25 protein-coding genes and 1 pseudogene are annotated in these 26,533 nt (G+C 49.9%); 12 read left to right on the forward strand and 14 right to left on the reverse strand.

Features of this window, described 5'->3' with window-relative positions:
* Positions 1 to 71 precede the first annotated feature (71 nt).
* On the reverse strand, positions 72 to 938 hold the full coding sequence (gene nifH, locus ACQ76X_RS13600) for a nitrogenase iron protein (protein WP_038595941.1): 867 nt from the start codon (positions 936 to 938) through the stop codon (positions 72 to 74).
* 6 nt (positions 939 to 944) lie between these two features.
* Positions 945 to 2,309: a nitrogenase cofactor biosynthesis protein NifB gene (gene nifB, locus ACQ76X_RS13605; protein ID WP_438494504.1), complete on the reverse strand. Its 1,365-nt coding sequence runs from the start codon at positions 2,307 to 2,309 to the stop codon at positions 945 to 947.
* A gap of 663 nt (positions 2,310 to 2,972) precedes the next feature.
* On the opposite strand from nifB, the gene ACQ76X_RS13610 reads away from it, so the two are divergent.
* The gene (locus ACQ76X_RS13610; RefSeq protein ID WP_438494506.1) at positions 2,973 to 3,800 is read left to right on the forward strand and encodes a TerC family protein; all 828 of its coding nucleotides are present in this window, start codon (positions 2,973 to 2,975) and stop codon (positions 3,798 to 3,800) included.
* Positions 3,801 to 3,985: 185 nt separating this feature from the next.
* On the opposite strand, the gene ACQ76X_RS13615 is transcribed toward ACQ76X_RS13610, so the two are convergent.
* The 7 genes from ACQ76X_RS13615 to ACQ76X_RS13645 form a co-directional block, all read right to left on the reverse strand.
* A complete protein-coding gene (locus tag ACQ76X_RS13615) occupies positions 3,986 to 6,331 on the reverse strand; it encodes an S-layer homology domain-containing protein (protein ID WP_438494508.1) in 2,346 nt (781 codons plus the stop codon).
* Positions 6,332 to 6,558: 227 nt separating this feature from the next.
* Positions 6,559 to 7,311 (reverse strand): ABC transporter permease, encoded by a 753-nt coding sequence (locus ACQ76X_RS13620; RefSeq protein ID WP_038595950.1) that lies wholly within the window; start codon positions 7,309 to 7,311, stop codon positions 6,559 to 6,561.
* Positions 7,305 to 8,081 carry an ABC transporter ATP-binding protein gene (locus ACQ76X_RS13625; protein WP_438494510.1) on the reverse strand — a complete coding sequence of 259 codons (777 nt, stop codon included), beginning with the start codon at positions 8,079 to 8,081 and terminating at the stop codon, positions 7,305 to 7,307. The genes ACQ76X_RS13620 and ACQ76X_RS13625 overlap by 7 nt, the downstream gene beginning before the upstream one ends.
* Complete coding sequence (locus tag ACQ76X_RS13630) at positions 8,062 to 9,075, reverse strand: ABC transporter substrate-binding protein (protein WP_438494512.1); 1,014 nt, start codon at positions 9,073 to 9,075, stop codon at positions 8,062 to 8,064. Before ACQ76X_RS13630 ends, ACQ76X_RS13625 begins: the two co-directional genes overlap by 20 nt.
* A 172-nt stretch (positions 9,076 to 9,247) precedes the next feature.
* Positions 9,248 to 10,348: a Ger(x)C family spore germination protein gene (locus ACQ76X_RS13635; RefSeq protein WP_438494514.1), complete on the reverse strand. Its 1,101-nt coding sequence runs from the start codon at positions 10,346 to 10,348 to the stop codon at positions 9,248 to 9,250.
* Entirely contained in the window at positions 10,341 to 11,423 is a 1,083-nt protein-coding gene (locus ACQ76X_RS13640) for a GerAB/ArcD/ProY family transporter (RefSeq protein ID WP_438494516.1), read from the reverse strand. Before ACQ76X_RS13640 ends, ACQ76X_RS13635 begins: the two co-directional genes overlap by 8 nt.
* Positions 11,424 to 11,435: 12 nt before the next feature.
* On the reverse strand, positions 11,436 to 12,857 hold the full coding sequence (locus ACQ76X_RS13645) for a spore germination protein (protein ID WP_438494518.1): 1,422 nt from the start codon (positions 12,855 to 12,857) through the stop codon (positions 11,436 to 11,438).
* Between the two features lie 286 nt (positions 12,858 to 13,143).
* Between ACQ76X_RS13645 and ACQ76X_RS13650 the strand changes: the two genes are divergently transcribed.
* Complete coding sequence (locus ACQ76X_RS13650) at positions 13,144 to 13,329, forward strand: hypothetical protein (RefSeq protein WP_038595962.1); 186 nt, start codon at positions 13,144 to 13,146, stop codon at positions 13,327 to 13,329.
* Between the two features lie 105 nt (positions 13,330 to 13,434).
* On the opposite strand, the gene ACQ76X_RS13655 is transcribed toward ACQ76X_RS13650, so the two are convergent.
* From ACQ76X_RS13655 to ACQ76X_RS13670, 4 genes and pseudogenes are all read right to left on the reverse strand, one after another.
* Positions 13,435 to 13,782: a hypothetical protein gene (locus ACQ76X_RS13655; protein ID WP_438494520.1), complete on the reverse strand. Its 348-nt coding sequence runs from the start codon at positions 13,780 to 13,782 to the stop codon at positions 13,435 to 13,437.
* A 302-nt stretch (positions 13,783 to 14,084) separates the two neighbouring features.
* Entirely contained in the window at positions 14,085 to 14,846 is a 762-nt protein-coding gene (locus tag ACQ76X_RS13660; protein ID WP_438494522.1) for a SagB/ThcOx family dehydrogenase, read from the reverse strand.
* 168 nt (positions 14,847 to 15,014) lie between these two features.
* Positions 15,015 to 15,119 (reverse strand): annotated as a pseudogene (locus ACQ76X_RS13665) (LuxR C-terminal-related transcriptional regulator); the annotation flags it as partial.
* 46 nt (positions 15,120 to 15,165) lie between these two features.
* On the reverse strand, positions 15,166 to 15,435 hold the full coding sequence (locus ACQ76X_RS13670; protein WP_438494524.1) for a hypothetical protein: 270 nt from the start codon (positions 15,433 to 15,435) through the stop codon (positions 15,166 to 15,168).
* 328 nt (positions 15,436 to 15,763) lie between these two features.
* Between ACQ76X_RS13670 and ACQ76X_RS13675 the strand changes: the two genes are divergently transcribed.
* Positions 15,764 to 16,024 (forward strand): hypothetical protein, encoded by a 261-nt coding sequence (locus tag ACQ76X_RS13675; RefSeq protein ID WP_038595972.1) that lies wholly within the window; start codon positions 15,764 to 15,766, stop codon positions 16,022 to 16,024.
* Complete coding sequence (locus ACQ76X_RS13680) at positions 16,021 to 16,410, forward strand: aspartyl protease family protein (RefSeq protein WP_076110780.1); 390 nt, start codon at positions 16,021 to 16,023, stop codon at positions 16,408 to 16,410. The genes ACQ76X_RS13675 and ACQ76X_RS13680 overlap by 4 nt, the downstream gene beginning before the upstream one ends.
* Before the next feature lie 150 nt (positions 16,411 to 16,560).
* Here ACQ76X_RS13680 and ACQ76X_RS13685 read toward each other — a convergent pair whose 3' ends face one another.
* Positions 16,561 to 16,785, reverse strand: coding sequence for a helix-turn-helix domain-containing protein (locus ACQ76X_RS13685; RefSeq protein ID WP_019908812.1), 225 nt, complete (start codon positions 16,783 to 16,785; stop codon positions 16,561 to 16,563).
* Between the two features lie 359 nt (positions 16,786 to 17,144).
* Here ACQ76X_RS13685 and ACQ76X_RS13690 point away from each other — a divergent pair, with 359 nt between their 5' ends.
* The 8 genes from ACQ76X_RS13690 (at position 17,145) to nagA (ending at position 26,449) form a co-directional block, all read left to right on the forward strand.
* Positions 17,145 to 18,122 carry a LacI family DNA-binding transcriptional regulator gene (locus ACQ76X_RS13690; RefSeq protein ID WP_438494526.1) on the forward strand — a complete coding sequence of 326 codons (978 nt, stop codon included), beginning with the start codon at positions 17,145 to 17,147 and terminating at the stop codon, positions 18,120 to 18,122.
* Between the two features lie 268 nt (positions 18,123 to 18,390).
* Positions 18,391 to 19,293, forward strand: coding sequence for an iron uptake system protein EfeO (gene efeO, locus ACQ76X_RS13695; protein ID WP_438494528.1), 903 nt, complete (start codon positions 18,391 to 18,393; stop codon positions 19,291 to 19,293).
* A gap of 4 nt (positions 19,294 to 19,297) precedes the next feature.
* Positions 19,298 to 20,596 carry an iron uptake transporter deferrochelatase/peroxidase subunit gene (efeB, locus tag ACQ76X_RS13700; protein WP_438494530.1) on the forward strand — a complete coding sequence of 433 codons (1,299 nt, stop codon included), beginning with the start codon at positions 19,298 to 19,300 and terminating at the stop codon, positions 20,594 to 20,596.
* Positions 20,597 to 20,829: 233 nt separating this feature from the next.
* On the forward strand, positions 20,830 to 21,087 hold the full coding sequence (locus tag ACQ76X_RS13705; RefSeq protein ID WP_438494711.1) for a hypothetical protein: 258 nt from the start codon (positions 20,830 to 20,832) through the stop codon (positions 21,085 to 21,087).
* Entirely contained in the window at positions 21,057 to 22,859 is a 1,803-nt protein-coding gene (locus tag ACQ76X_RS13710; protein ID WP_438494700.1) for an FTR1 family iron permease, read from the forward strand. The genes ACQ76X_RS13705 and ACQ76X_RS13710 overlap by 31 nt, the downstream gene beginning before the upstream one ends.
* A 793-nt stretch (positions 22,860 to 23,652) precedes the next feature.
* On the forward strand, positions 23,653 to 24,525 hold the full coding sequence (locus tag ACQ76X_RS13715; protein ID WP_438494702.1) for a MurR/RpiR family transcriptional regulator: 873 nt from the start codon (positions 23,653 to 23,655) through the stop codon (positions 24,523 to 24,525).
* Positions 24,526 to 24,530: 5 nt separating this feature from the next.
* Positions 24,531 to 25,259: a glucosamine-6-phosphate deaminase gene (gene nagB, locus ACQ76X_RS13720; protein ID WP_438494532.1), complete on the forward strand. Its 729-nt coding sequence runs from the start codon at positions 24,531 to 24,533 to the stop codon at positions 25,257 to 25,259.
* Complete coding sequence (nagA, locus tag ACQ76X_RS13725) at positions 25,247 to 26,449, forward strand: N-acetylglucosamine-6-phosphate deacetylase (protein WP_438494534.1); 1,203 nt, start codon at positions 25,247 to 25,249, stop codon at positions 26,447 to 26,449. Before nagB ends, nagA begins: the two co-directional genes overlap by 13 nt.
* The last annotated feature ends 84 nt before the right edge of the window (positions 26,450 to 26,533 follow it).

A 26,533-nucleotide genomic window follows, 5' to 3' on the forward strand; every position in this document is an offset into this window, starting at 1 on the left:
GAGCGATTCCGGTGAATCAGCCGTCTCTCCACTCCCGTTCACCGGATTTCGCGTAAACTCCCGCCTGCGGCTTATTGTCCGGAAGCCTGCAGCTTCTGGATGGCTGCTTCTTCGTCTTCGATGATGCCGAATTCCATCAGCAGTTCCTCCAGCTCTTCCATCGTAATTGGGGTCGGAATCGTCAGCATTTTATTGTTCAGAATCTTCTCCGCCAGGATTTCATATTCCTTGGCTTGAGCATGCTCCGGATTATATTGGGCAACGGTCATTCTGCGCAGCTCAGCATGCTGAACCACATTGTCGCGCGGCACAAAGTGAATCATTTGTGTATTCAGGCGGCGGGCAAGCTCCATAATGAGCTCGTCTTCACGGTCCGTATTGCGGCTGTTGCAGATCAGGCCGCCCAACCTCACACCGCCGCTGGTGGCATATTTCAAGATACCGCGTGCGATGTTGTTGGCAGCGTACATGGCCATCATCTCCCCGGAACAGACGATGTAAATCTCCTGCGCCTTGTTCTCGCGGATGGGCATCGCGAAGCCGCCGCATACAACGTCACCCAGTACGTCGTAGGATACGAAATCCAGGTCGGAATAAGCGCCTTCCTGCTCCAGGAAGTTGATTGCCGTGATGATCCCGCGTCCCGCGCAGCCTACGCCCGGTTCAGGTCCGCCGCATTCTACGTTAATGATGTCGCCGAAGCCGGTTTGCAGTACATCATCCAGTTCCAGATCCTCTACGGAGCCAAGCTCAGCCGCCAGATGAAGTACGGTTTGTTGGGCTTTGGTATTCAGGATGAGGCGGGTGGAGTCGGCTTTGGGATCGCAGCCTACGATCATAATTCTTTGTCCGAATTTTGTAGCCAGCTGAGCCAGGGTGTTTTGTGAAGTTGTCGATTTACCAATACCGCCTTTACCATAGAAAGCGATTTGTCTCATTTTTCATCATCCCTTCGAAATGTTTATATTTTCAAAATATGAGCTGTACTTGACGCTTTCGAGAATAGCTTCCTGTATTCCACCTTTACGGACGAGAGGCAATACTCCCGCTTTGTTCAGGCTGGTCCGGGGGCCTTCGCCGATACCGGAGCAGAGAAGAATGCGGCAGTCACTAAGAATGGAGATGATTTCCTGCAGCGTGGCGGCTTTATCGCCGTTGCAATCTGCTTTGCCGTGGCAGTACGCCTGGATCTTGCGGACACCGAGCAGCTGTACCTCCGCTCCGTCGGTATCGTACACCAGAAATTCGGTCGCATGCCCAAAATGCTGATTGACCTTGTCACCGCCTCTAGTAGCTACGGCGACTCTAATCTTGGGGGCATTCTCCTGCATGTGTCTTGCTCGCCTCACTTTGACGCGCTCGCGGATTTTGGCATCCAGATCATGTTGGAACTGCGCCCTGGCTGCTTCATTGATTGCCGGATCGTCCTCCATCGCCTCCAGCGGGAAATCCTGGTTGCGGTCCTGGCCCAACAGTCCAATAGCATCGGCCCGGCATTGCCGGCAGTGGCGCATAACCTTCATGCCGTCACGCCCAAGCAGTTCCTGCAGATTGTGCAACTCCTTGGGACGGGGCGCTTTGCGTCCGTCTGCTTCATACTGGCTGCCCGGCGCGATAATCAGCGGAGTTACATTATGCAGTGTGGCCCCGAGCTCTTTTACTCTTTTGGACACTGCAGGCAGATGATGATCGTTGACCCCCGGAATCATAATGGAGTTGACCTTAACCAGAATTCCGAGCTTCGCCAGCATTTCAAGACCTTGAAGCTGACGGCTGATCAGCAGCTCCGCCGCTTCTCTCCCTTCGTACCGCACTCCCTCATCGAATACCCAAGGATAGATTTCGCGGCCGACATCTGGATCAATGGCGTTGATGGTGATCGTGACATGGCGGATGCCCAGCTCGATAATCTCATCCACATGCCGGTAAAGTGTAAGTCCATTCGTGCTAAGGCATAAGGACACATCAGGCACATGTCTTTTGACCCGGGCAAATGTATCGAAGGTCTGCTCCGGATTCGCCAGCGGATCTCCAGGTCCGGCTACACCAACCACCGAGAGCTGCATAAGCTGCGCTGCAACCCCTTTTACCTTGCGTTCCGCCTGCTCCGGCGACAGCACCTCACTGACCACGCCCGGCCTGCTCTCATTCACACAGTCGAACTTGCGGTTGCAGTAATTGCACTGGATGTTACAGGCGGGAGCAACCGGGATGTGCATTCTGGCATAAAACCGGTGGGCTTCCTCGCTGTAGCAAGGGTGGCGGCTAATCTCCTCCTCTGCTTCATTTGATATACATGACGGCTGCATTATTTCCCACCTCCTAAAAGTTTTACGAGCATTACTTCCTTGATTTAGCTTCAAGTAAAACTCGCTTCGGAAGCATCTGCTTTGTTTTACGGAGCTTAACATCCTGAAATCTTTACACTTAGAAGACTTTAAGCATGATTGGAATTAGTATGTTATATTTCATAACTCCAAACTCACTCAACCGCTTTGATTAATCTCATAATATTTTCTAACCCCCACACCGTCAATTATGTTTAAGCTAAAATAGCCTTATTTTTCCTTATGTTTGCAGTTTCGTCATAACACATGTAAACTTACATAACATTTATGTATCATGTTTCCGTTTCCATCACAGTCATTTTTTATTGAGAATTAATTTCAGGAGGCATTGACATTATCCTTCGGGTCATATATGATACTTTTAGATCAATCCTGCAACCAATAAAATTTTATATATCCCGTAAAGGGGAGTAGCTGTTAAATAAAGTCGTCAATACGAGAATATGAGGATATTCTCCGGCTTTATTGGCAATGAACTATTGTTAGCGAGACCTTTACCAATCAGGTTACCTTTATTCCAAAGGCTAATCTGTTTGGTAAAGGTCTTTTTTATATAAATTTGGTTACACTATTGGTATTGCAGGGTTATTTTAATATGTTCATCCAAATGAGGGGGAAACAGCAATGGATTGGGGATTATTTTTGGAGTATGGCTGGGTGTTGCTCGTTCTTGTAGGACTGGAAGGACTACTCGCCGCAGACAACGCACTTGTCCTGGCAATTATGGTAAAACACCTTCCCGATGAGGAACGTAAAAAAGCCCTCTTTTATGGATTGGCAGGGGCGTTTGTCTTCCGGTTTGGATCACTTTTTGTCATCTCGTATCTCGTCGATATCTGGCAGGTACAAGCCATCGGCGCACTCTACTTATTGTTTATCGCGGGGAATCATATTTTCCGAAAAGTGCTGTTCAAGAAGCCGGTCACTGACGAAGCTGCTGAGAGCGGCTCTCCGGCTGCTGTCGATAAGAAGAAAAGCGGCTTTTGGTTTACCGTATTAAAGGTTGAAGTTGCTGACATCGCTTTTGCCGTCGATTCCATCCTCGCAGCGGTTGCCCTTGCGGTAGCACTTCCACCGAGCGGACTGGGCCACATCGGCGGCCTTGACGGCGGACAGTTCCTCGTCATCTTCGCTGGCGGATTTATCGGACTGATCATTATGCGTTTCGCGGCTTCCTACTTTGTCAAATTGCTGCATTCCCGTCCAGGCCTTGAAGTTGCTGCCTTCTTCATCGTTGGCTGGGTAGGGGTTAAGCTTGCAGTAATTACCCTGGCTCACCCGTCGCTGGGTGTTCTGTCCGAAGACTTCGCCCACAGCACCTGGTGGAAAGCGACCTTCTATGTAGTGCTGGTTATCATTGCCGTTACGGGATGGTTCATGAGCAGCCATAAAGTTGAAGAGAACGTTGGAGAAAATCCGGTTAAAGAAGTGGATAAACAGCTTGGTAAATAAGCTTTACCAAGTGGAAACGGCTTTGCCGTCCTTTTTAAGGACGATACCGTTTCAGCGAGAAATAGAAGGATAAGTTATCGTGTGAAACATATAAATTCTTTTGAAAAAAGACCGGCCCGGAAGGCCGCAGCTGTAAGCTGCGCCTGCCGGGCCGGTCTTTTTTCCGTTCTCTTTTAACTGTTCTATTATACGATAGGCTGATCAAGCTTGCCCTGCAGTTCCACCATTTTCATGATAACAATGGCAGCCTGCGCCTTGGTTACAATCCGCTGCGGGTTGAACTTTCCGTTCTCGCCATCCAGCAGTCCAAGCTTCACGGCAAGCGCCACCGCACCTTTATAGTTGATAGCTGCGCTATCGCTGAAGCTGCTTACGACGGCATCATTCGCGAGGAAGCTGGAAAGCTTACCATACTTCAGAAAAAAAGACAGCTGGACAGCCAACTCTTCGCGGCTAAGCTTGCTCTCCGGCCGGACCACGGTATCTCTGCTGATCCATCCGCGGTTTACGGCATAGCTTATGGCATCATAATATGGACTTTCGGGACTCACACCTGCCACCGTCTTGCTCTCCGCACCCGAATAGCCCTTGTAATAGGTTGTCGATGCGTCTGCAATCAATGTCCACCAATCTCCGGTTGATATTTCCTGGTCTGGATTTACTTTGCCGCTTTCATCCGGAGTAAGCACTTTGTATTTCAGCAGCTCGGTCAGTTGTTTTTCGGCCGGGTGCCCTTTCAGGTCGACAGCTTCACCAGCAGTTGCTGTCCGTCCGTTACGCTCGTAGAGCGAAACCCATTTCCCGGAATTGGCATCCAGCACCTTACTCATCTCACCGTTGTCAGCCGTGAGCGGGGCATATACCAGCTTCACTGTCGAATCACCAATGCTGCCATTACCGGAATATCCGCCTAAACGAACAAACTGCAGCTGCATGTCATACTGGCCGAGATAGCTTTGCAGCGCTTCCGCCTTGGAGATTGCCGGAGCAGGCACTTCTGTGAGCTTCGTATAATCTAAACTGCCACCGGCAGTATAGGCTTGAAGTCCACCGTAAAGATCAAGCTCAATAGAAATATTATTGCCGCTTACAGGGATGCCCTGATAATAATTTATAAATTCATAACGGTATCCCTTCCCGTCCGGCTTCACGCTCCATGTTCCGCCATGTTCAACCAGTTTAAGATTGCTGCTTGCTTTATTGTACATACGGTTGACTAGGGCAAGTGCCTTTTGCTTAGCTTCAGCCGGGGTCAGCTTCTTGCTGCCTGCGGGAGCGGACTGCGGCTTAGCCTCTTCCCCATACATGTACTGTTCCATCTGGAACTGGGTAATCTCGCCTGTAACCGCATTAATTTCCGCGTAGGAATGGTGCGGCATTCCCGATTGCATCCCCTCCGGATCCGCTCCCCACGTAAGCATCCAGACCTTCTGATCCAGCCGCTGGTAAGCGGTGCTCTTCGCTTGTCTGACCAGCTTGCGGTCCTTCGGAAGGGCTGCCACCTTCTCTACCAGTTTGACCGCTTCCTCCACAGTGAGCTCTTTGCCGGAGGCAAGCGGCTGGAAGACCTCTTTGCCAAGCGGAACGGTCTCATGGGATACGGGAATGGACGAAGCTTCCTTGCCTTCGTTGTTCAGTCTTTTTCCCGTATGGGCATCAATCGAATACAAGGCCTGCTCTTCCGCCTTCCAGCCAAGTATCCAGCTTGCTACATTTCCATTCTTGTATACCGGAGTATAGTACAGTCCGACATTAAAGTTATCCGTGAAAGTCTTCTTCGCTTGTTCCTTGGAGATAGCCGGCTTGGCAGACGGAAATGCCTGCACTGCGGACATTTTATTGAAATTGATTACCTCCCCATTCCCATTGATGCCGATGATTAAATCATCCGCAACCGAAGGTATCCCGTTCCTCAGCATATTGAAATTAAAAGAATATTGGACGGGACCAAAAAGCACTTCACTGCTCAAATCTGAAAAACTCGATTCTACCAGCTGAATCTTTTCACTCTTCAGCGAGGGCATTGCCGCGGTAATAAAACTTCGTGCTTTCTCCAGAGCCTCCGCCCGCGAGAGCTTGGGAGGATAATAAGCGGTATCATCCACAAGAGGGAAATTAATATATGTATTGATCAGATCCCCGGTGATGGCATCAATGATGCTGGAGAACCCATATCCCCCGCTGTCAAGCTGATATTCCCATTCGATGGTCCATGCCATCTGCGTGGTGCCAGCTGAATAGTAATCGTTGTTGCCTAACTGAACACGGGTGACGTTTGCATTTTTTAGAACAGGGAAGAGCTCGCGCAGTTTGGCAACGGCCTCATCCTGTGTAATTTTGGCCAGGGCCGCATCCGCCCTTGCGGAACTCGCCGCTGTTCCGGCACTTTTTGCCTCGGCTGATGCCGCAGGCGGCACTAAGCCGGATTCCGCCGAAGCAAACCCGGCGGGCAGCAGCAGCGCAAGCGCTACTGTAGTAATCAATGCCGCTTTTGCGGTCTGATGAATAAACTGATTGCTGTTGCTGTTCAAAAGTCATCCTCCTCAAAGTTTTGTAGCTTTGCGTCTTCGAATAAACACCCTCTAATTATAAAGATAAATAGATATTTTTTCCATATTTTATTTGCGACAGGAAGTTACAGCAACTGCATAAAATCACCGCCCGCGTATAAAACGATACTAAAAAACCGGCTTCCCGAAGGAAACCGGTAATAGCGCCTAAATTTGAAAAGTGAGCTTTATATTCATACCTCGTTCTGTTAATTCCGCCACTTCATAAACTTATAATCCAGTACATCCACCAGCAGGAAGAGCACAAACCCGACCAGGCTGAACAGCATAATGCCCGCGTACATCTCCGGATAATCCAGCCGCAGCCAGGCATCCATAATGAAAAAGCCCATGCCATGCTCCGTCCCGTAAATCTCAGTGAAGAACAGCACAGAAATCGCAGTCCCTAGTGAAATCCGGATCGTGCTGAGTATAACCGACAATGCGCCCGGCAGCGTCACATTCCAGAACTTCTGCCCCGCACTTGCACCGATGCTGGTTAGCACATCGTAGGTGCTGTCAGGAATCGCCTTGACTCCGTCGCGCACGGAGATGATGACCTGAAAGAGCAGAATCAGCATAATCATCAGCACTTTGGAGGTTTCGCCAAGACCGAAGAACAGCATCACCACCGGCAGCAAAGCAATCTTGGGAATGGGATAGGTCAGGTACACGACCGGATCAAGCAGCCTGTTCCAGACCGGTGAGCGGCCCATCAGCAGTCCGATCAGCAGTCCGATCACCAGCGCCAGTGCAACACCTTCAAAGATCCGCAGCAGACTATAGCCGACATTCAGCAGAACCTCCCTGGCCCCCAAGTGAAACATCGCGTTATACACGGAGCCGGGGCTGGGCAGGATGGAATGATTCATCAGCAGATAGGCGATATACCAGATGATATTCATACACAGGAATACTAACAACAAACGCAATACGTGATGAAGCCGCTGTTTTTTCACCATTTCTCCTGCATTACCTTTCTGATTTGCTTGGTCTGCTCGAAAAACTCATTACTGTCCCGCTTGTCCTCATGCTTCATGCCGAACACTGCGGTATTGTCGAGAATTTCCGGGGTGTGCTGTTTGACCGACGGCATGACGATAATTTTCTGGCCCAGCAGAATCGCTTCTTCCACATCATGGGTCACAAACAGTGTCGTAGCCGGGTGAGCCAGCCAATTGTCCAGGAAAATCTGCTGCAACGCTTCGCGCGTAATGACATCGAGCGCTGAAAAAGGCTCGTCCAGCAGCAGGATCGTCGGCAGAATAGCAAATGCCCGGGCAATCGCTACCCTCTGCTGCTGGCCGCCGCTCAGCGAAAGCGGATAACGGTCACTCAACTCGGAAATCCCCATCGATGTCAGCCATTGATGAATCTGCGTTTCCCGTTCTTGCTTGCTGCCGCCCGCAGGCCTGGTAATCTTCATCGCCATTCGAATGTTGTCATGAACGGTCTTCCAGGGCAGCAGACCGTAGTTCTGCGGAACAAGGCCAATCAGTGTTTCTTTGTCATGCACGGATTTCCCGTTGAACAGCAGCTCGCCCTGATAACCCGGCAGCAAGCCGGCAATCGCCCGCAGCAGTGTAGATTTACCGCTGCCCGAGGGGCCGATTATCGTATAAATGCCATGCTGCGGCAAGTCCAGATTGACTTGTCCCAGAGCCAGTTGACCGTTTTTATATTCAACTTGAAGCTCTTTAATACGGAGTCCGCTACTTCTTAAACTGGACATCGGAGATCACTTCTTCAGCCGATATATCTTTGGTCAGCAGGCCTTTTTCCCGTGCCCAGGCAAATGCCGCCTCAACTTCCTTCACATCCACCTGATAGGCAGGCAGGTACTCAGGGACTTTAATTTCATCCTTCAGTGTATCTGGATAGCCTACTTCTTTGATAATAAGATCAATATATTCCGATTGGTCGTGGGATTTCATATATTCCACTGCCTCATCATAGGCTGTGTACATATCGCGGATGGCTTGTCCCTTGGCTTCGATCGCACTTTGCGGGAACGCCAGCACGAACGGATTCACGCCTGCCGTTACCGTAGAGCTGAGTACGCGCAGTCCGGAGGTTTTGCCCATGGTGACGAATGGCTCAGGCAGAACAGCCGCGTCGGCTTTTTTATTCTTGAGCAGCTCCAGCCGTGTCGGAATTTGCGGAACCTCGGTTACTGTAATATCCTCTTCCGTCAGACCTGCCTGTTTCAGCATCATAGCAACGGTATATTGGGTAGAGGTATTCTTGGATAGAATGACCGTTTTGCCCTTCAAATCCTTCACTTCCTGGATCTCGTCATTTCCGGTCAGCAGATCAAACTCACCTGTTGTTGTGCTGGTAATCTTCACGTCCAGACCGGCCTCGTTGTAGATGGAAATCGCCACCAGATCAGCGCTCAATCCGTCCACCTTGCCGGCTTGGAAGGCCACGTCACGGTCCTTGGCACTCTTAAAGGTCTGGATATCCAGATTGACGTTATGTTTCTTGTCGAAACCTTGCTCGTGGGCAATGATGAAAGGAATGGCATCAATTGAAGGCAGCAGACCAAGCGACACCGTAACCGCTTCAGCCGGTGTATTCGTGTTCGCCTTTGCTTCCCCTGCAGCGGCTCCTGTATTTTTCGACACAGTATTATTGCTTGAAGTTCCGCAGCCAGCGGCAACCATACTGACCGCAGCGACCAGCATAAACAGCATCATTACTTGTTTCCAGTTTCTTCTCTCCATGAATCTCGTAGCCTCCATCTCTTTTTCTAGTACTCTTGTCATGCGCATTAATTCACATATAGGCATGCCAAAACCGTCATGCTCCCCCATGAAGCATTAAGTAATTGCAATTTTACACCCATTGTCCTATTTTGTATATTTATAAATTGAAATAAATCGTAGACAAGCTATCCTATGAATATTTCCCGTAGTCTTTAATAGTGACTTTCGTCTGGCACTCCACCTCAATTTCAGGATAGACCTCTCGCCAATTCAGAGCCTTCCACTCCTTGTAGGACAAGCTGTTTCTGACATGCACACCAATTCCGAGACTGTCCACGTTATTCTGCTGCATTTGCTGCACCATTTTCCGGGCTCTGGCTGTAATATATTCTGAGATCTGCTTCTCCAATTTCTTTTTGCTCTTCTCCTCATCAAGCTTCTGCTGGCCGGTATATTCAAGCACCGAACCCTGGATGGAGGCAGTGAGATCAACTTTAAAACGTCCATCCTCCAGATGGTGCACTTTGATCTTACGCTTGTTTAACAAGGAGCTGAACATGACAACGACCTTTTTGCCGTCCTCTTGCCCTAAATTGATTGCGATTTCGCCTTGTCTCAGATCATCACGGAATAGGCCGAAGATAATCCCGTCCTCAGCCGAAATTTTCGTAACATAACGGTCCTCCTGAAACAAAGCAATCCCGTCAATGAGTATCTTGTTCCCGGCATCCTTCACTATAGGAGTAACGGGATCAATACCGTCATCGTTGTAATCCCTGGAAAACTCATAAAAAGTCGTTGCCGGGATGCTGTTGCCGGCAGCTTCTTTCTCCAGCATATGGGTTATATAACGTCCGGTATCTGTATGCGGCTTGAAATTTTTGGTCAACAGCTCTCCGGCATCACCTTCAACAACAGTTATTCTGACGCCGAGCGCGATGGAAGGATCGCGCAGCAGCGTATCGATATAATCCTCCACACCTGCTTTTGCCAGCTTCGCTCCGAACAAGGAATCTCTTAGCTGTCCGCTGACTACCTTCAGGTCGGTCTGCCTGGAGAAATCCAGCCGGGCTTCCTTGATGCTGTCCACTTCCGCACTCAGCAGTTCCCGGCGGATGGTGGAGTTAGGATCAATTACCGGAACGCAGGAGGTCACCTTTAACTTGTTATTTTCCAACAGATCATAGCTCGATGTCTGCACCATGCCCAGCTTTTCGAGAATACGTTCATCGCTTTTACAGCCGGTTAACAGCAGCAAAACAGCCATTGAAATGAACAGCTTATTATTCATAAGAGCTCCTCGCTTTTCCCTGAATTAACAGCACTATAAGTAATAGGATCGGAAAACCAAAGGCAATGCCAACTGCCACATAACCCAGATTGGTGATCCAGACGTTAACCTGATCCAAAGTCTTCGGGATAAAAGAGATGGCGTAGGAAACAGCCATCATTACAAATACCAGTACCGTTGTCTTTAACTTGGGTACGATTCTCTTTACAGCCTCCTCTGCTGCCCACCAGTACATCACGACAGTCATCAGAATTAAAAAGAGAAAAAAGCCGTAGAGCAAATTTTCCAGCCGCTCAATGAATGGAAGCTGGATATAGGCCAGCAAATCAAGCACGGGATACAGCAGTCTTTTCAACTGGCCCAGGCTGAAGAAGCCGAAACAAATAAGGGCGAGACAGAGGTAGCTCAGGGATAACATGGCGTTGCCGACATAGATGGCGGCCATCGACTTTTTCGTTTTTTCCACGTAAGGAAACAGCAGAATGGACAGCTCATAACCCAAAAATGCGGCATACACTTCTATTCCCCCTTTCACCTGGTCATGTCCACCCTGGAGAATGAACGGAGTGAATCTCTCCCAGCGGAAGGCCGGGAAAAACCACAGCAGCAGCAGGAACATCCATGTCGTCATCCAGAAAAAAAGCGTTGCTGTTTTGGATATCGAATAAATCCCTTTGATAAGGATTAGAAAAAGAAGGATGTCCATAGCAAACTTGAAGATCATCGGATTCGTAGTCGGGAAAGAGAGCATCTGAAATAAAAGCACATATTTTTTCCCGATCATGCAGCCGAAGATCAACCAGACAGACGCTAAGCCTATGTAAAAAGGATAGAGTATCCACTTAGGAATAGACTGTTCCATGATTTCAAAGACGGAGCGTCCCTTGCCCAGCCGAAAGACCAGAGAAATCAAAAAAATATTAAATGACGACAGCAGGAAACAGGGGATCAGAACCAGCCAGCCGTTCGTACCAAAATAGTCGGCCAGACTACGCGGCAACGTAAACATCACGATCCCGGCCTGTGTCATATACACGAGAACGGTAATATGAAAGGGGCGAAGTTTGTCCATCATAGCCTGCCATTCCTACTTTCTGTTTTTTTGCCTGACCGGATTGGACGTTTGTGCCTGTGAGGGCCGGGTTCTTAACATAGAGAATGGCGCCCGGATAAATACATCCTTCCAATCAGTGAATTTCATGGGTGCAACAGGGATCATATAGGATGAGCCCAGGCTGGTCAGGCTGGACAGGTGAATCACAATTAGAGCGATCCCCATCACAAGTCCCATATTCCCCCATATTCCGGCAAGAATGATAATCCCGAAGCGGATCAGACGGATGGAGGCACTCATCATATAGCTGGGAATGACAAAAGAGGCGATAGCAGATGAAGCAACTGCAATAATAAGCACATTACTGGTCAGACCGGCCTGCACTGCCGCTTGTCCGATAACAATACCGCCTACGATCCCGATCGTTTGTCCGATCTTGGTAGGAAGACGCGCACCCGCCTCCCTCAGCAGTTCAATCATGATCTCCATAAGCAGCGCCTCATATACAGGTGGAAAGGGCACCTTATTGCGCGATTCCGCCAGCGTTCTCAGCAGCGCTTCGGGAATCATCTCGTAATGAAAGGTGGTTACGGATACATACATGGATGTAAAAGTGATCGTAATGATCAGAGCCAGTAATCTCAATAGCCGCAGAGCCGTCCCCAAAGTCCAGCGTTGGTAGTAATCATCCGGGGAGGAGAAAAATTCAAAAAAAGCGGCCGGAGCACTGACGACTGTCGGGCTGTTGTCAATAATCGTGATGATCCGCCCGGCAACCAGCTTGGATACAGCAACATCCGGCCTTTCCGTGGTCAAAAATTGGGGGAACACCGAATTCGGCCTATCTTCGATGAATTGGGTCAACGTCCCCCCGTCATTAATTGCATCTGTTTCTATTCTTTGAATCCGCCGCTCCAGGTCCTCAACAAAGGCCAGATTGGCAATATCCTGAATGTAAAGAACATACACACTTGTTTTGGAGATTTCTCCGATAGAATACTTCCTGATTTTTAAATGTGAGCTTTTTATTCTGCTGCGGATTAAGGAGAGGTTTGTTAATGCTGACTCCACAAAAGCATCGTGTGGACCCGCGATAATGGTTTCCGTCTCCGATTGCTGAACATTGCGGGCCTCCGGTTTATAAGCATTCAATAAATAAATGCTGTCCCGGTGAGAGACAGCGACACAGCCCTCCAGGATGCCGATAACCGCCGCTTTACTATCAGTCACTTGAAGGAATTGCGACTGCTTGAACAGTTGTTCGGCTTCTTGAAGCTGAATGCGGGAAAACGGCTCCAGAATTTCTTTGATGAACAAGGTATTGTCCACAATAGCTGGAAAGTACACAATATCCGTCTGTATATCCGGAAAGGTCCGGTGAATCAAATCGGCACATTGATCAAATTCTTTAAGAATATGTCCGAGCGTAAGAGTATTCTGTGGGCTTGAATCCATAATATTAACCACGCCTTCACCATAATATTTAAGGTAGTATCCCCAAAATTTTCATTGATATTTATGAATGCGCAGGAAACGGATGCAGTGAATCGAGAGTGTCTCCTGTATAGAGACATCATTCTTTTAGGAAGATACAAAACCTTTTAAATATCTATTTCCAGCTATAAATTTTGTCTTTTTCCCGTGGACACCTCTTTTAAAAGCAGATCAGTCATGCTATAATGTAAGCGTAACCAAAGCAACAAAAATCTATTGATTTCATCGCTCAAGGAGGATGAAGGAAATGCTTGAAGGACTAAAGGAAATTAAGAATTGGGTATCCGGTATTTGGCAGCCATGGACCGTTTCAGGAGAGGAAGATTACCGGAACATGGAATACACCGTGCAGCGGCACCTGCACACGCCGCAAACCCCGAGCCCGCTTACTTATGAACAAGAGTCACGCATCAAGACCATCAAATATCACTAGCCACATCAGCTTTCAGATACAGCTTGACTAAACTACTTATGAAATAAGGCCGCCATATCCGGGACTTAAGCTTCCGGAGCTGACGGCCTTTTATTTACGTTCCAATTATAACTTCAAATCCTCCACATCATCATGCCGTAGATCGATCTGCTCCCCGGTCGGGTTCACAAGGTAAACCGTATCAGGGGCCTTGTCGATGCTCCTGCCGCTGACCAGTACATGGTAATCCCCTTCCACCGCATATTTACGGATGTACAATCCCGAACCCACATCTTCGAAAGGATAGCCCTCAAAGTCTGTCCACGCCAGATCTTCACCTTGTTGTGCCAACGAGCGCACCTTATCCATGGATAATACAGCATCGTCCCCACTGCCCTGCTTGCTGTCACAGGCCGTGAATGTACTCAATATAACGAGTAACATCAAAGTTATTATGCCATGCTTATTTGTCATCCCCCGTAGCCCCCTTTTCGATGTGAACCGTGAAATGAGGCGAACAAAGCTCCAGCTTATCCATATCCACAATAAAACCGTATTTTTTCAGGATGTCTAGACCAAAATGAAACGAACTGTCCGTTATATTTTAATTTTACCATATGAGGCTTGGGTAATCAGCTATCCAATGACGGCCACAACAAAAAACCTCCCCTCATCCCTAAGGATAAAAGAAGGCTTAAACACGTCACTTCCGAAGTATGGCAGCTATATCTTTACTCTTCCGCATTTTTTGTTTTTCAGGCAAAACAGATTAGAAACTATTCTCGTTTCTTCCCAACTGCACCAAGATAGATAACAAACTCTTCATCACCGTCTAATTCTAAAATCTCATCAATCAGCTTTTGATCATAGATTCCAATTGCACAAGCACCTGCACCGATAGATTCACTGGATAAATACAGGTTTTGGCATACATGTCCAACATCGATGAGGATTTTTTTGTGAGCTGAAATATCATACTTCCATTCGGAGCGATATGGTGTTGTACTCCATGCAAACAGTACAGAAGCCTTTTTTGCAAAGTTAGGGACAAATGGCTGATCTAAAGTAATAGCATCAATCTTCTGTTCAAGTTCATCTAATTCAAACATAAATAATAGCTTATGTTCGACAGGAAGGTATCTGTAGATTCCTTGTTGAATGCCTTCTACCCGCATAATAATTAAATAGGTTTCAAATGTGTGTGTCGCCCCACTGCAGGGCACAGTTCGCAGCGTAAGTCCGTTCTTATTAATACCAGTAATCCCTTGGGTAGCCCATAATAAATAGGATAACTCATCCAGACTTAAAGTTTCCGCAGAATAAAACCTTGTACTTCTTCTTTGATTTATACAGTCAAAAATGTTTTCTTTACACACAACGTCTTTGCTGACCTCTGGCAAATCAATAATTAGTGATTTCGAATGGGCGGGCTTAACAATGGGTGGTTGTGCAAGTCCTTTGATCTTATCTGTTTTTATATGTTTGAATTCATGAAAATTAGATTTTAGAAAGCGCCTTTGTTGTTCGTATCTTGTCATAACAGATCCTCCTGAATTACCTTAATAGCTTTAATTTATCATGTCATAAAAATTAGTTTGTGATCTAACTCACTATTCAGTTGTTTTGGTGAGTAAACAAAAAACCTCCCCTCACCCCAAAGGGTAAAAGAAGGCTTAAACGCATTCATCACTGCGAAAGCACGGCAGCTATATCTTCAGCTCCCCAAGCTTGATCAGCTCGACAACCGCTTGCGAACGGCCTTTTACGTTTAGTTTTTGCATGACGTTTGAGATGTGGTTTGAAACACACCGGAAATGGAAGCTTGTTTCAAGTGTTCTGAACCTTTATCACTTGCTTTCAAAATAGTTGGTTGAGTTCTTCTAATTCACTTGGTGTCAACTTATCAACGTTAACAATCGTGTTCACTTTCACTCCAAAATCAACAAATTTCAATCCAAGTTGTTCCGTGTAATCGTAGGTGACATACTCAATCCTTTGCTTATAATGATCAATAAACGGGTCAGGTGGCAGTTTCCAGCCCTGCTCATGCCTAAGAAGAATTTCATCACGTTCAAGGTCAATTTTATGAAATCCATTCGTAATATCTTTAGTTAGTTCCGCAGACATCGTCGTATAATTTCCTAGACAAGTTTCACCAGCTGATATGTCTTATTATCTTTGCGATGATGAACGATATAGTAATATCTAAGCGTTATTCCGCATTCACATTTAAAAGGACGTTTGCCGTATCATTTGACTATCATCTAACAATTTAAATAATCGGTTAACTTCCTTCTCTGTTAAAGGGGATGACACGTTTCTCCCTCTATTCCATTTAAAACTAGGTCTTATTAACTATATTGTACCTTATAATGACTATCGCCGCACTCACTTCCGTCATCCTTAAGCATCTATGCTATACTAAAAATATGATAAACCAAGCGAGGTGAAGCCGATGAAATGGGGAGAAATTACGGAATTGCACCCAGGTCGCTTTGTACTGGTGGAAGCAATCAAGGCAAGCTCCAGCAACCGTGTGCGTCAATTAGAGGATATGGCGGTCATTCAAGACTACGATAATCCCGAGGAGGCATGGAGCGGTTATAAAGAGCTTCACAAGCTACATCCGACTCGTGAGCTGTATGTATTTCATACGAGCAGAAGCGATGTTGAGGTTGTCGAGGAATTTTTCTCAGGAGTACGGCAACGGATATGAAGTTACAATTACAATATGGCTTGCCTATCGTTTCCTTGACTTTAGCTCAATATGACAATTCAATTGTTCTGCATAATGTTCTATTTGATACAGGCTGTGCGGCAACTGTTTTTGATTCCGATGCATTAGCTGCAATAGGTATCCACATTGATTTTATAAATGGGCGAGCCAAGCGGATGTATGGGGTAGGAGGAACGAGCGAAATTTGCTATGAGCAGCAGATTCCTGACTTTTGCATTGAACATATTACTTTGACGGATTTCCCCATTCAGCTTGGTTCGATTCAAGAGCCTTATGGCTTTGACGGAATTGTTGGCATTGATTTTATGATGAGAGCCAAATGCAAGGTGGATTTTGAAACCATGACTATTAAGTTTGAGAAATAGACCGGGCAACGCTTACCCTCAAGGGACAGCAATCGCTTGGTCTATTTGTATTTTATTCACATTTCACTTATATCTGAAACAAAAAACCTCCCCTCACCCCAAAGGGTAAAAGAAGGCTTAAACGCATTCATCACTGCGAAAGCACGGCAGCTATATTTTCAGCTCCCCAAGCTTGATCAGCTCGACAACCGCTTGCGAACGGCCTTTTACGTTTAGTTTTTGCATGACGTTTGAGATGTGGTTGCGGACGGTTTTTTCGCTGATGAATAACAATCCGGCAATATCCCGTGTTGTTTTGTCCTGCACGAGAAGCTCGAATACTTCGCGCTCACGATGCGTCAACAGAAATTTGCTATGATGTTCGTTCCCTTTCAATGGTGTCACCCCTCCTTGCTCGGGTTTGTTTGGTATAACAAGGTAAAGGGATACAGTCAAATCATACTATGTATGGGGCATGTTAATGGTGCTGCTGCTGCTCTAAAATGGGCAGTAGCGGAGAAAGGGGGCAAGGACAAGGCGTCCCATAAAAAAAGCCGCCTCTAGGCGGCAAAATAACAGGCATCACCGGTCCGTCACGCCCTTTCGGTAACGCCGGTTTATCCGGTAAGCTGTTGCAACCCCAGTGTAATTTATGAAATGGATTCCATAGCAAGTGTTTTTATTCGGGAGGTTTCCAAGGGGAGATGTGATAAAATAAAATCATTATACCCCTGACTCAGGAGGCTGCTGCGCCGATGGCCAATATAAAAGAAATCGCCCGCATCGCCGGTGTTTCCGTAACAACCGTGTCGCGAGTGCTTAATAATCATCCTTATGTCAGCAAAGACAAAAGAGCCGCTGTGCTTGATACCATAGAACAGTTAAACTACACGCGGAATATGAACGCTGTGCATCTGATTACCGGCCGTACCGGAGCCGTTGCGGTGATCCTGCCGTTTATCAACTTCTTTTATTTCTCCATTGTCATGGACGGCCTTGCTCATGAGGCGCTGCTCGCGCAGTACCGGCTGATTCTCTGCCAGACCAATTATTCACCCAGGGAAGAGCTTAAGGTGCTTGAAATGCTGCGCAATAAAGAAATTGACGGTGTCGTTATCGTATACACAGCACTTCAGCCCGAAGTCATTGAGGAGTACACCGCCTACGGTCCGATTGTAACCTGCCAGAACAGCGGGGAACGCCGCTTCTCCTCTGTGTATATTGAGCATTACGCTGCTTTCCGTCACGGCCTGCAGTATTTGATTGGCAAAGGTTACCGTAAAATCGGCTACTGCGAAGGCATACAGAATGGCAGCAGCTCCTCCATCCGCCAATCCGCATTCCGTGAGTTTCTTGCCGAGAACAAGCTGCCGTTTCAGGAAGCATGGATGATCTACGACTGTATGACCGAAGAACACGGAGCGGCCGCAGCGCGCTCGCTGCTTGAGATGCGGGAGCGGCCTGATGCGGTTATCGTTTCCGGCGACCATGTTGCAGCCGGACTGATAATCGAGTCACGCAAGCACGGGCTGCGCATTCCGGAAGATCTGGCAGTGATGGGCTTTGACAATCAGCCGATCGGACGGCTGCTGGAGATCACTACAATTGATAATCAGCTATACGAGATGGGGGCCTCCGCCTTCCGGATTATCCATGAACAGATCAGCGGGGATAGTACGCTCCCGGTGTACCGCAAGCTGGCATACCGGATTATTGAGCGCTCTACGGTTTAAGGGAATCCATTCTGAATTGCCTTTACAAGCGGCACTTATACGATTAAATACTTGATCGCATCCCACCCGCAGCTTTACCGGTGGCTAGATGCGCTTTTGCTTCCGTCCCAGTTTCAGGGGCGGATTTTTATTACCCTTTTGCAGCTATGAGAAATATCACATTTTTTTGTTGACAGCCACTGTGTAGGGATTTATGATAATCCCAGCATAATTGATAACGATTATCATTTGCATACAAGTTCTTACATTAGAAAAAGGGGGGTTTTGATTGAAATTTAGTTACGCTGTTCCCGCCGGGCTGCTGGCTGCTTCCATTCTGTTTGCCGGCTGCAGCGGCAATGAGAACAATAATAATACGGATAACAACAATGAGGCTGCGGTAAATGGCAGCGCAGTTACAGCAGCTCCGGTTACTACGGCTGATGCCACCGCTACCACAGCTGCCGCCGATTTCACTTCAGCTATCGAGCAATACCGGACCTACGTCATTGAACAATGCGACGAATTCGTCAAGCAGACGGAAAACTTTACGAACGCCGTCAAAGCAGGCAGTCTTGAAGAAGCGAAGGCGCTGTACGCCCCGGCCCGTATGTACTATGAGCGGATTGAACCGATTGCCGAAGCGCTCGGTGATCTTGACCCCAATATCGATGCCCGTGAAAATGATGTGGATGCGGCCGAATGGCGCGGTTTCCATAAAATCGAACAGGCTCTCTGGCAAAACAGCACGACTGACGGCATGACTGAAGTCGCCGACCGGCTGCTGAAGGATGCCCAACTCCTGCGCGCTAAGGTGGAAACAGCAGAGATTGATGCGAATCTGCTCGTTACCGGTGCAGTCGAACTCCTGAACGAAGTCTCTTCCTCCAAAGTGACCGGCGAAGAAGAACGTTATTCACACACGGATCTGTATGATTTTGTCGCCAATGTAGAAGGTGCGCAAAAAATCTACGAGCTGCTGAAACCTGAGCTTGCCAAAAAGGATCCAGAGCTCGAGCAGACCATCGGCGAACGGTTTACTGCACTACTGGACGAACTCGCTCCATTTAAATCAGGCGACGGCTACGTTTCCTACGAAACACTCAAGGAAGACGAAGTGCGTAAGCTGAGCCAGAATCTGGATGCCCTAGCTGAACCGTTGTCCAACATGGGGACTATTCTAGGAGTGTGAGCAGATGAAAAAGCAGCCTGAGGAAGAATTCAAAAGTGAGCAAATGTTAAATAAAAAGCTAAGCCGCCGCGATATGCTGCGGCTTACCGGCGCCTCCGGGCTCGGCCTGCTTCTGGGCGGCACAGGTGCAGGAGGGCTGATGGCCGCGCGCCAATCCGCTGCCAAAACACCCGCAGCTTCATTGGATCCTGCCGCCGATACCCTCCCGTTCTACGGAGCACATCAGGCCGGAATTATTACACCTGCACAGAACTTTCTGTGCTTTGCGGCGTTTGATCTGACAACAACGAAGCTGGACGATGTGAAAAAGCTGTTGAAGTCATGGACAGAGGCTGCGGCGGCTTTGACCTCCGGCAGTCTGATCGGCAATGTCAACGACAATCCCAATCTTCCGCCCTCCGATACCGGAGAAGCCGATGGCCTGACTCCCTCCCGGTGTACGCTAACTTTTGGGGTTGGACCGGCTTTTTTTGATGGACGATTTGGGCTGGCCTCGAAACGTCCCTCTTCACTTGCCGACCTGCCAGCCTTCACGGGAGACAATCTGGAGCCGCAGTGGTGCGGCGGAGATCTTTGTATACAGGCTTGCGCTGATGATCTGCAGGTGGCATTCCATGCCATACGCAATCTCGCGCGGATCGCCCGCGGCACAGCCGTGCTGCGCTGGACCCAGGAAGGGTTCCAGCGTACAGTGGGAGCCGATCCGAAAGGAGGCACTCCGCGCAATCTGCTAGGCTTCAAAGACGGAACAGGCAACCCCGATGCCACAGACGATGCCGAAATGCGCAAGGTTGTGTGGACCAGCAGCAGCGATGGGCCTGCCTGGATGAACGGCGGCACTTATATGGCTGTACGCCGTGTGCGTTTGCGCATTGAGGTCTGGGACCGCTCGACCTTGAGCGACCAGGAAGCGACCTTCGGACGGCACAGGCACAGCGGCGCACCGATCGGAGCCACTGATGAATTCGCCGAACTTAAACTGGACGCCGCCGATGCTTCCGGCAAGCCCGTCATCCCGCCGGATTCGCATTCCGCGCTGGCCCATGGTGACGGCACGATCAAAATGCTCCGGCGCTCCTACTCCTATTCCAGCGGAATGGATCTTAAGACAGGCCAGCTGGATGCGGGTCTTCTGTTCATCAGCTTCCAGAAGGATCTTATTAAACAGTTCGTCAGCATCCAGCAGCGTCTGTCCAAAAACGACCGTTTGAATGAATATATGGTTCACACCGGCAGCGCGGTATTCGCCTGCTTCCCCGGTGTCCGCGAAGGCGGTTATATCGGGGAAGCCCTGCTGGGCTGAACACGAAAACACAGCATGAGTTAGCAACCAGCATGCTGACAGGCAGATCCGTTCAGCCTTCCCGGATCTGCCTGTCCATTATTGAAAGGGGATACTCCCGATGTTATTTGCTAGACAGTATAAATATGGCTTGCCTCACGCGGTGCTCCACCCGGCGGATGCCAAAGGTAAGTCGGTCCGGGTGCATGAAAGCACGACGGGATTGGTGCAAGAACGCAATCCGGAGCTGGTGCATGAGTGCGGAATTGAGAGCAACGGCACCAAACGGGTGCGGATGCATGAGTGCAGGGCAAGACTGGCGCAAGGACTTGAGCCAGGGCTGGTGCCTGAGTGCGGACTGGAAAGCATGGGTAACAAACGGGTGCGGATGCATGAGCGCGGGGCAAGCCTCGCGCAAGGACGCAATCCGGAGCTGGCGCCTGAGTGCGGACTGGAAAGCACGGGCACCAAACGGGTGCGGATGCATGAGCGCGGGTTGGTGCCCGCGCTGAAGGCAGCCGTTCTGTTCGGCTGCCTCTTCCTGCTGCTGCTCTGCAAGCCAGCAGCTGCCGCGGCGGCGGTAGACGGCCGGCATGACGAGCTGCTGCCCGCAGTTGGCAGCGCGCTCGTCGAAGCCGGCCAGGGCCGCTGGGATGCGGCCGCCGCCGATGTGGAGTCGTTCGCGGCGCTGTGGCGCACCGCGAACAGTGGCACGCCGGACCCGGCACTCGCCGGTCCGGCTGCCGCTGTAGACGCCGCGCTCGCTGGCGCGGCGGAAGCCCTGGCGGCGGGCGGCGGCACGCCCGCCAAAACCGCGCTGTCCACGCTGGCCAAAAGCGTGGACGCGTACGTCACCGCCGCCTCCGGCACGGGCGGCGGTGACACCAGCGCCGCCGGGCTCGAAGCGGCGGCGAAGCTGTTGCCCGCGGCGGAGCGCACGCGGGATGCGGCGCGCAGCGCCGACTGGCCGGCGGCGGCGGAAGCCTACCGCGCCGTCGTGAACGGCTGGACGCCGGCGGAGCGCGGCATCCGGGCCGACAATCCCGCCGTCTACGGCTTGCTGGAGACGAAGATGAGCCTGCTGCGCGTTGCGCTGCAGGCCGAGCCGCTCCGCGAAGAGGCGGCAAAAGCGGAGGCCGAAGCTTTATATACGCTGCTTGCCGACTACAGCGCAGGCAAGACGGTTGACACGGGAGACGTGTCAGCGCAGCCTGCTTCGATCGGGGGGCTGATCAGCTACCTGAAGAAAGCTTCAGCAGCAGCAGAATCCGGAGACAGTGCCGGTGCGGCGGGAATCATGGAACAGTTTATTACAGCCTGGCCTTCAGCCGAAGGACAGGTGCAGATCGCATCGCCCAAGGTGTATGCGAATATCGAGAACGAGAGCGCAGCCGTTACCGGCGATTTGTTGTCCGATCCGCCGAAGCTTAATCAGGCGCTGGCTACCATGGACACGATGCTCGCGGAGCTGACTCCGCTGGCCGGTGACACAGCCTATACGGCCTGGGACGCCGTATTGATTCTGCTCCGCGAGGGCCTTGAAGCGATTCTCGTACTTTCCGCTTTGCTGTCCTATGTGAAAAGAGACGGCGGCCCCAAGACCCAGCGCTGGGTCTGGTCCGGTGCTGCGGCAGGTCTCGCCAGCAGTATAGGCCTGGCTGTTCTGCTAACCTACACCATTTCGCAGGCAGCCTCCGGAAGCGCGCGTGAGCTGATTGAAGGGATTACCGGACTTGTGGCAGTAGTAATGATGCTCACGATCGGCCGCTGGATGCACAGTAAATCGAACGCCGCTGCATGGAATAAATATGTCGGGCGGCAGGTGGACGGTGCGCTGGCTAAAGGCAGTCTATGGTCTTTATTCTTCGTAGCTGCGCTGGCGGTTCTGCGTGAAGGAGCCGAAACGACCATATTCTATGTGGGAATGGCGCCATCCATTGCAACCTCACAGCTGCTGCTAGGGATCGGAGGCGCGCTGGTCGTGCTGATCATTCTGGGGTATGCCATTATTGCCCTAAGCGCCAAGCTGCCGATCACTGCCTTCTTCCGCGCAGCAACGGTGCTGATCTACTATCTGGTCTTCCGCTTTCTCGGCGAGAGCATCCACTCCTTACAGGTAGCCGGGAAACTGCCGGCACATGTGGAGAATGGGCTGCCGTCGGTCGGTTGGCTGGGGTTGTATCCAACATGGGAGACATTGCTGCCCCAAGTGCTCATTCTGGCGTTTATTCTCTGGGAAATGCTGCGCAGCAGGTCTGTGGGCAAATCACGAACAGCAGGCTGACACTAAGCAGCCGGGACAAATAAAGGAACCATGCTGACTCTTTTTACTGAAAATTGTACAATGGATTTTTCTTTTTCCAGCATCAAAAAGCAATCTGTGTATTCACTACAGAAGAATATAAGGTAACCGTCAAGATAGCCCTTACAACTCTATTCCGATGTACAAAAGTGTCCATTCGGCATTAAATAATGTTTGCTGTTGTGACTACATTGGACTTGCTCAACTGTGCGCATTTTCCAGCGTATCCACAAACTTAATGTGATTACAGCGGGAAATATGCACGTTAATTTTTAACAAATACTGCTTATCAACTGAATTACGTGAATTCTTACCGCTAATATTGACAAATATCCCAGTTAGTTGGATTTGAGAATTATTAGCGGGCGAATTCCCCATTAAATTCCTCATTTACGGTCTAATGTCTTTTTAGTGCTATCTTTTCCCGCTAACTGAATTTGGAGCTGTAACACTTACCAGATTACACCTCCAATCTGATCTTCTGACCCAAGACCCACACGGCAGTTAGCATTTAGCATTTAGCATTACAAATTTCCAGCCAGTCCTCTTCTCAACAAGGAAGTGAACTGGTTTTTTTGTTTTATTGTGTTTTTTCATAACTTCCTGCACTGTTTCAGACTTAGGAGACTAATTGTAGGAATCTCCCCCTTGCATCGCTTGGGGATTTGTTTTATTCTAGGTATGAAAATAATTTTCTTGTAAATCCATATAATAATAAAAATAATTTCAGTCACTGAAATGATTGCATTCATTCAAAGAAAAGAAGGTGGAGCTTATTTCTCCTATCCTGCATGTCCTGGAGCACGAGAAGGAAAAGCTATCCCAAATGGAACGCAAGCTGGCGGAACGCATTCTGGCCTCACCAGCGGAGATTGTCCATATGGGCATCACGGAGCTGGCGGAGCAATGCGGCGTCAGTCCCGCGACAATTACAAGGTTTTGCAAGGTGCTCCATTTCAAAGGCTTCCCCGATTTCAAGGTTAAGCTGGCTTCAGAAATTGCCCATAGCGATGCTTCGCCGCAGGAAGGCGGCTCCTCCTATCAGGATATTGTCGCGGGCAATCCGCTTTCGGTCATTGTCGAAGCGATGCAGACCAATCACCTGACTTCAATCCGGGACACCACCTCACTACTCGATCTGGAGCGGCTGCAAACAGCCATTGATGCATTATGCCGGGCACGCCGGGTTGATCTCTACGGGATGGCAACCTCCTCTATCGTTGCACAGGATTTCTACCAGAAGCTGATCCGCATCGGAGTGAACTGCACCGCTTTTGCCGACTCACATATGCAGATCACTTCCGCTTCTTCGCTCTCTGCCGGTGATGTGGCGTTTGCGGTCTCTTATTCCGGGGAAACCCCGGAAACAATCGACGCCTTAAGCTGTGCCGGAGCCAGCGGTGCGGCCACGATTTCGCTGACTTCTTACGGCAGCAGCACGCTGGCCACCCTGGCGGATATCCCGCTGTTCTCCTCCTCGCTGGAGCAGGGAATGCGGCGGGGTGATATGGCCTCGCGGATTGCGCAGCTGCATATCATTGATATCCTGTTCACCGGAATGGTCAGCACCCGGTTTGGCGATTTCATTCCCAAGCTGGAGCAATCTTATCTCAATGTCCAACATTACCGTCATAAACGGGGAGGTTAATTCAAATGAACATTTTAAAATTCCGCAATGAAGAAGATTTCGCCCAGACCGGTGCGAACCTGATTGCGAGCCTGTTGCAAAGCAATCCCAAAACCGTACTGGGACTGGCTACCGGCAGTTCTCCGGTCGGCGTCTACGCCAAGCTGGTAGAGATGCACCGCAAGGGAAATGTCAGTTTCGCCAAAGCCTCTTCCTATAATCTGGATGAATATGTGGGTCTGCCTGTGGATCATCCCCAGAGCTACCGCAGCTTCATGAACGAACATCTGTTCAATCATGTCGATATTGATCTTACCCGGACACATGTCCCTAACGGAAATGCGGCGGATCTTGCTGCCGAATGTCTCGCTTATGACAAAATGCTCGAGGATAACGGGCCGGTGGACCTGCAGATTCTGGGCATCGGCAGCAACGGCCATATCGGGTTCAATGAGCCGGATGCCAGTCTTACCAGCGGCACGCATGTCGTAGACCTGCTGGAAGAAACGCTGGAAGCCAATGCCCGCTTCTTCGACCGACTGGAGGATGTGCCCCGCCAGGCGGTAACGATGGGCATCGGCGGCATTCTCAAAGCACGGCAAATCGTGCTGCTGGTGCGCGGAGAAGAGAAGGCAGAAGCAGTCAAAAACGCGCTGGAAGGTCCGATCACGACACAGTGTCCCGCCTCCCTGCTGCAGAGCCATCCCAATGTGGTCGTTCTGCTGGATGAAGGAGCTGCGAAATGGCTGAAATAAATAGAACTTCAGGCGAGCTGCTCTACGGAAAAGTGCTGACTCCCTCCGGCCTGATTGAAGAAGGCGTGATCGCGGTATCGGAAGAGGTTATCCAATATGTAGGAGAAGCCGCCTGGCTGCCGGAAGCTTACGCCCATTGGCCCGCAAGCACCCAAAACAAGAGCGGGCTGCTGATCCCCGGATTCGTTGATGTGCATGTGCACGGCGGTGCCGGTTACGATTTTATGTACTCGGATCAGGCATCACTGGATATCATCACCCGGTTTCATGCTTCACATGGAACAACCGCCATGCTGGCCACCACCATGACCGCAGCCAAGGAAGACATCGACCGTGTATTGTCCGAAGTGGCTGACTATCGCAAAGGCGGCATGCCATTCGCCCAATTGGCCGGAGTGCATCTGGAAGGGCCGTTCATCAGCCCAAAATGGTCCGGGGCCCAAAATCCTGAGCATATTGTCCCGGCAAATATCGCATGGCTAGAAGCGTGGGAGAAGCAATACCCGGGAATGATCCGCCAGGTTACCCTGGCGCCGGAATGTGAAGGCGCACTGGAAGCAATTCTCTGGTTGCGCAAGCATGGCATCACAGCAGCTCTCGGACATACCAATGCTACTTTCGAAGAGATTATTGCGGCTGCGGACGCCGGCTTAAACCAGGCGGTGCATACGTTCAATGCCATGACTCCGCTGCATCACCGCAAACCGGGCACAGCAGGTGCCGTACTGTTTGACGAGCGGATACGTGCCGAGATTATTGCCGACGGCATTCATGTGCATGCTGCGGCGATTAATGTGCTTTCCCGGCTCAAAACCCGGAACAATCTGATGCTCATCACGGATGCCATGTCGGCAACCGGGCTCAGCGACGGTGAATATACAATCGGTGACCTGCCGGTAATCGTACGGGAAGGCATTGCCACACTGAAGGATAACCCTGATGCACTCGCCGGAAGCACGCTAACCATGATTCGCGGTTTCCGCTATCTGGTACAGGAAGTGGGCCTCAGTCTTCAAGCAGCCTCCAATGCCGCAAGTCTTACCCCAGCCATATCACTGGGGAAGCAGCGTTTCATAGGTTCGCTTGAAGCAGGAAAACGCGCGGATATCCTGCTGCTGGATGATGACCTTGAACTGAACGGTGTATGGATCGGCGGACGCACAATCTCCACCGATTCACCGATCATCTGAATATAAGCACTGCCAGGCATATAAATTGAAATGCAGCCATCCAGACCGGAAGCGGTAGGATGGCTGCATTTATTGTAACGGCCC

The organism is Paenibacillus sp. IHBB 3054 (assembly GCF_051594305.1).
Lineage (GTDB): Bacteria > Bacillota > Bacilli > Paenibacillales > Paenibacillaceae > Paenibacillus_AQ.